This is a genomic window from Rhizobacter sp. P3_B12 (assembly GCF_056402895.1).
Map to the genome: position 1 here is coordinate 1 of NZ_JBFUGN010000425.1, position 5,090 is coordinate 5,090.

General features: G+C 70.1%; 6 protein-coding genes. 3 read left to right on the forward strand and 3 right to left on the reverse strand.

What is annotated here, in order from left to right:
* From AC1D01_RS20235 to AC1D01_RS20245, 3 genes are all read left to right on the forward strand, one after another.
* On the forward strand, positions 1-1,044 hold a 1,044-nt coding region (locus tag AC1D01_RS20235; protein WP_477869418.1), incomplete at its 5' end, for a type IV secretion system protein.
* Positions 1,041-2,015, forward strand: a complete 975-nt coding sequence (locus tag AC1D01_RS20240; protein ID WP_477869420.1) for a type IV secretion system protein — start codon at positions 1,041-1,043, stop codon at positions 2,013-2,015. The genes AC1D01_RS20235 and AC1D01_RS20240, both read left to right, overlap by 4 nt.
* Before the next feature lie 160 nt (positions 2,016-2,175).
* Positions 2,176-2,976 (forward strand): CHAP domain-containing protein, encoded by an 801-nt coding sequence (locus tag AC1D01_RS20245; RefSeq protein ID WP_477869422.1) that lies wholly within the window; start codon positions 2,176-2,178, stop codon positions 2,974-2,976.
* A 107-nt stretch (positions 2,977-3,083) separates the two neighbouring features.
* Here AC1D01_RS20245 and AC1D01_RS20250 read toward each other — a convergent pair whose 3' ends face one another.
* The 3 genes from AC1D01_RS20250 to AC1D01_RS20260 all read right to left on the reverse strand — a co-directional run.
* The gene (locus AC1D01_RS20250) at positions 3,084-4,061 is read right to left on the reverse strand and encodes an isoaspartyl peptidase/L-asparaginase family protein (RefSeq protein ID WP_477869424.1); all 978 of its coding nucleotides are present in this window, start codon (positions 4,059-4,061) and stop codon (positions 3,084-3,086) included.
* A 5-nt stretch (positions 4,062-4,066) separates the two neighbouring features.
* Positions 4,067-4,810 carry an amino acid ABC transporter ATP-binding protein gene (locus AC1D01_RS20255; RefSeq protein WP_477869426.1) on the reverse strand — a complete coding sequence of 248 codons (744 nt, stop codon included), beginning with the start codon at positions 4,808-4,810 and terminating at the stop codon, positions 4,067-4,069.
* A gap of 5 nt (positions 4,811-4,815) precedes the next feature.
* A partial coding sequence (locus tag AC1D01_RS20260; protein WP_477869428.1) for an ABC transporter permease subunit occupies positions 4,816-5,090 on the reverse strand: 275 nt, incomplete at its 5' end.

Genomic DNA, 5,090 nt, shown 5'->3' on the forward strand with positions numbered 1-5,090 from the left:
GGCCGGGACTGCGCTGGCGGTGGCGCTGTGACGGCCGGCGCGACGCTGGCAGCCGCCGGCCGGCGCCTGGCCGCGTTCGCGCTGCTGGTGGCGACGCCGCTCGCGCATGCGGCGCTGAACGATGCCTTCAAGCGCATCGGCCAGTTCGAGGACGCGATCGTCGACCGCGTCAGCGCCGTCGTCTCGGGCGGCGCGATGCACTATGTCGCCACGCGGCTGTTCTTCGTGCTGGCGCTGGCGCTGTTCGTGCTGAAGTGCACCTCGTGGGCGCTGCGCGGCTTCAAGCTCGGCGAGATGGTCGAGACGGCGGTGCAGATCATGTTCACCGGCCTGATGCTGAGCATGTTCACGACCGTGGTGCCCGCCATCTTCAACGCGGCGCTGTATGTCGGCGCGGCGCTGCTGGCCGGCATCATGGGGCTGGGCGGCGGCACCGCGGCGGCCGTCGCGACGCCGACCTCGCTGGTCGACATGCTGGTCACCTACGGCATGCAGATCTCGCCGAACTGCCACCTCGGGTGGAACCCGCTGAACATCCTCGACTGCGTGCGCGGCGGCGCGGTGCAGATCGTTGCGGCGCTCGCGATCTCGCTGCTGCTGGCCGGGTTGTGCGTGGCGGTGCTGCTGGTCGACATCTGGGGCTTCTGGCTGTACGGCATCGCGCTCGCGACCGGGCCGGTGCTGCTGCCGTTCACGCTGTACCGGCGGCTGTCGTTCCTGTTCGAGGGCTGGCTGCGCTTCTTCTTCGGCGCGGTCATCTACCTGATCCTCGCGCGCGTCAACCTCGCGCTGGTGGTGGTGGCGCTGATGACCTACTGGGGCTCGAGCGCCGCGGCGCTCAGCGGCGGCGGTTTCACGCCGCCGACGCTGGCGCCGATCGACGACGTGACGCAGGTGCTCGGGCTGATGCTGTTCGCCGGCGTCGGCATCTTCACGCTGCTGGCCACCGGCCGCTTCGCGAGCGCGATCGTCGCCGGCGCCGCGGCGGGCGGCATCAACTTCGGGCAGATGGCGCGCACCGTGACGCGCTGGGTGACGAAGTGAGGCCGCTGGCGCGCGCGACGGCCCGGCTGCTGGTGCCGGTGCTGCTGTGCGCCGCGCTGCCGGCCCAGGCCGCGCCGCCGGCCGACATGCCGTGGCTGCACGACATCTTCGTCACGCTGCGCGAGGCCAACGACGCGATGACGGCGCACGTGTCGACCGCCCTCACCTCGGCCGGCATCGGCATGGTGGTGCACGTGCTGTTCGCGTCACTGTCGCTGTTCCTGTTCGTCTGGAAATTCATCGGCTTCGCGCTGCGCGGCTTCGACCTCGTCGACCTGCTGGAGCTGATGTTCACGATGGGTTTCGTCTACCTGCTGCTGACCGGCTACCGCGGCCTGATGCCGGCGATCGCGGCGGCGACGCGCTTCGTCGGCGACCACCTGGGCGGCAGCATCGCCGGCATCGGCACCGACCGCACGCTCGCCGAGGAGATCTTCACGACGGTGCTGCAGCTGAGCCTGCACCCGGTGTGCGACGGGCTGATGGACTGCATCACGAACCGCGCCTACGCCATCTTCACGACCATGGTCGCGAGCCTGGCGATCCTGTTCCTCGGTGCGATCGCGACGGTGGTCGAGCTGTGGATGCAGTGGTGCTTCGAGATCGCGTTCGGCGTCGGCTGGTTCACGATCCCGTTCCTGCTGTTCCGCCGGCTGTCGTTCCTGTTCGACGGCTGGCTGAAGCTGTTCTTCAACGTGATGATGTACGACCTGATCRCGAAGGTGACGCTGTCGATGGTGCTGCTCGGCTTCCGCTCGATGAGCGCCGCCGCGACCGGCTCGATGGGCGCGACGATCGACGTGCACGGCCCGTACGACCTGATCGCGCTGTTCCTGTTCCTGGTGCTCGGGATGCTGGCGATGGCCTGTACCGGGCGCTTCGCGACCTCGGTGGTGGCGGGGATGTCGGGCACGGGCGGGTTGTTGCAGGACGTGGCGCGCAGCGCGGCGCGCTCGGCCGGCGGGCGCTGACAGGGCCGTGCGGCCGGCCGCCCAGGCCGGCCGGGCGAGTGCGCCAAGCCGCACGCCCGGCCCGCTCGCGCCCATGGCAAATCAAGCACTTGGAGACAGCCCGTCCTGGCACGCAGCTGGCGAATGCTTCCGGCATCGACGACCGCTCACAGGAGATCCCATGGCGCTTCCCTTCGTTCGCCCGTTCGTCCGCGTCCTGGCGCTGCTCTCGCTGGCCGCGCTGCCGCAGTTCGCGTCCGCCTTCGCATGCGGCGCCCCGCCCTCGGCCTACATCGACGGCCAGCGCGGCGGCTTCACCGACTTCACCGATTCGACCGGCTTCCCGATCTTCAACAAGGAGCACTGCTACGGCAACCCGATCTTCAGCACCAACGGGCACGACACCTACACCAGCAACCCGTTCAACAACCGCACGATGACGAACAGCGGCTTCGGCTACCAGTGCACCGAGTTCCCGCAGCGCTACTACATCTTCCGCTTCCACAAGCGGCTGGTGGTGCCGTCGGCGGCCGACCTTTGCACCTTCAACCTGCCGCAGGGCGTGTCGCGCTTCAAGCCCGGGCAAGGCACGCCGGTGCCGGGCGACATCTTCGTGTTCGGCCGCGGCATGTGCGGCGCGAGCGGGGAGCACGGGCACGTGTCGATCGTCACGAAGGTCTACAACCCGTCGTCGATCCAGATCGCGCAGCAGAACATGCGCAGCGAGCGCTCGACGATCGCCAACGTGAAGACGAGCTGCGGCTGCGGCTTCCTGCATGCCGAGGACAACCTGGCCGCCAACATGCCCTGGACCGACACGCCGAGCGACGCATGGGATCCCGACAACTTCCCGTGGGACGACCGGCCGATGGACACCAACGGCGGCAGCCTGATCGGCGACCCGGCGGACATGTGCACCTGCCGGTCGGACGACCCGACGCAGATCTGGCCGCTGTGCTGCAAGTTTCCGAAGGAAAAATGACCTTCCCCCGTTCGCCCTGAGCCTGTCGAAGGACCTGAGCCTGTCGAAGGGTCTGCTCGCATGCCGCCAAGGCTTCGACAAGCTCAGCCCGAACGGGTCAGGCAGCATCACTCGAACACTGCCGTCGCCTGCGGCACGCCCTCTCGAACCCAGGCGCGGTACATGCCCTGCGAGTTGAACGGCATCGCGAGGCTTCCGTCGGCGCCGAGTGCGACGAGGCCCCCGCGCCCGCCGAGCGGCTCCAGTGACTGCAACATCGCGCCCTGCGCCGCTGCACCCACGGCCTGGCCGAGGTAGCGCATGCGGGCATGGATGTCGTGCGCCAGGCACGCGCGGATGAAGTGCTCGCCACTGCCGGTGCACGACACCGCACAGCTCGCATCGTTGGCATAGACGCCGGCACCGACGATCGGCGTGTCGCCGATGCGGCCGGGCGCCTTGTTCGTCATGCCGCCGGTCGACGTGGCCGCCGCGAGGTGGCCGTGCCGGTCCAGTGCGACCGCGCCCACCGTGCCCATCCGCCGCGCTTCCGGCGCCAGCGGCAACGGGTCGTCGGCCTGCGCCGCGGCATCATGATCGAGCGCCGTCGCACCGGGCGACTGCGCGCGGATGCGCCGCCACTGCGCCAGCCGCTGCGGCGTCGAGAAGTACGCCGGATCCACCACCGCCAGCCCGCGCGCTTCGGCGAAACGGTCGGCCCCCTCGGCCCCCAGCAGCACACTGCCGCCATCGCGCAGCAGCTCGCGCGCCGCCAGCACCGGGTTGCGCACGCGCCGCACGCCGGCCACCGCGCCGGCCGCCAGCGTGCTGCCGTCCATCACGCCGGCATCGAGCGTGTGGCGGGCATCGGCATCGAACACCGCGCCATGGCCGGCATTGAACAGCGGGTTGTCTTCGAGCGCGCAGACCGCGGCCACCACCGCATCGAGCGCGCTGCCGCCGCGCGCCAGCACCGCCTGGCCGGACGACAACGCGGCGCGCAGCCCGGCGTGATACGGCAACTCGGCCTGCCGCGCCTCGGGCCCGAGGGCGCGCGCGATGGTGCCGGCGCCGCCGTGCAGCGCAAGGACGTAGGGTCGTTCCATGATGCTCAGTGCGCCATCAGCTGGCCGAGGAAGGCGCGCGTGCGCTCGTTCTGCGGCTGGTCGAAGAAGCGGGCCGGCGGCTGCAGCTCGACGATGCGCCCCGCCTCCATGAAGGCCACCCGGTCGGCCACGCGCCGCGCAAAACCCATCTCGTGCGTGACGACGATCATCGTCATGCCGTCGCGCGCCAGCGCCTGCATCGTCTCGAGCACCTCGCCGACCATCTCCGGGTCGAGCGCCGAGGTCGGCTCGTCGAACAGCATCAGCCGCGGCTTCATCGCCAGCGCCCGCGCGATCGCGACGCGCTGCTGCTGCCCGCCCGACAGCTGGCCGGGGAACTTGGCGGCCTGCTCGGCGATGCGCACCCGCGCGAGCAGCGCCTGCGCCTGCGCGCGCGAGGTGGCAGCCGCCTCGCGCTGCACCAGCTGCGGCGCCAGCATCACGTTCTCGAGCACGCTCAGGTGCGGGAMCAGGTTGAACTGCTGGAACACCATGCCGATGCCCCGCCGCGCCAGCGCCGCCTCGCGCGAATCGTCGAGCAGCGTGCCGCCGAACACGATGCGGCCGCGCTCGGGGCGCTCGATCGCGTTGATGCAGCGGATCAGCGTCGACTTGCCCGAGCCGGACGGCCCGCAGACCACGAGCTTCTCGCCCTCGGCCATCTGCAGGTCGCAACCGGCCAGCGCATGGAAATCGCCGAACCATTTGTGGAGGCCCGAGATCTCGAGCAGCGGATTCGTTGCAGTCATCAGATTCACCTCACGGCATGGCGACGGCCGAGCCAGCGGCCGTACTGCGCGATCGAGATGCCGATCAGCAGGTAGACCGCGCCGACCATCACGTACATCTCGACGAAGAAGGGTTGCCACTGCGGATCGCCCATCGCCAGCCGCAGCGTGCCGGTGAGGTCGTACACGTTGACGATCGCGACCAGCGAGGTGTCCTTCACCGCGCCGATGAAATGGCTCGCGGTCGGCGCGATCGTCACGCGCAGCGCCTGCGGCAGCACGACGTGGCGCAGCCGCTGCC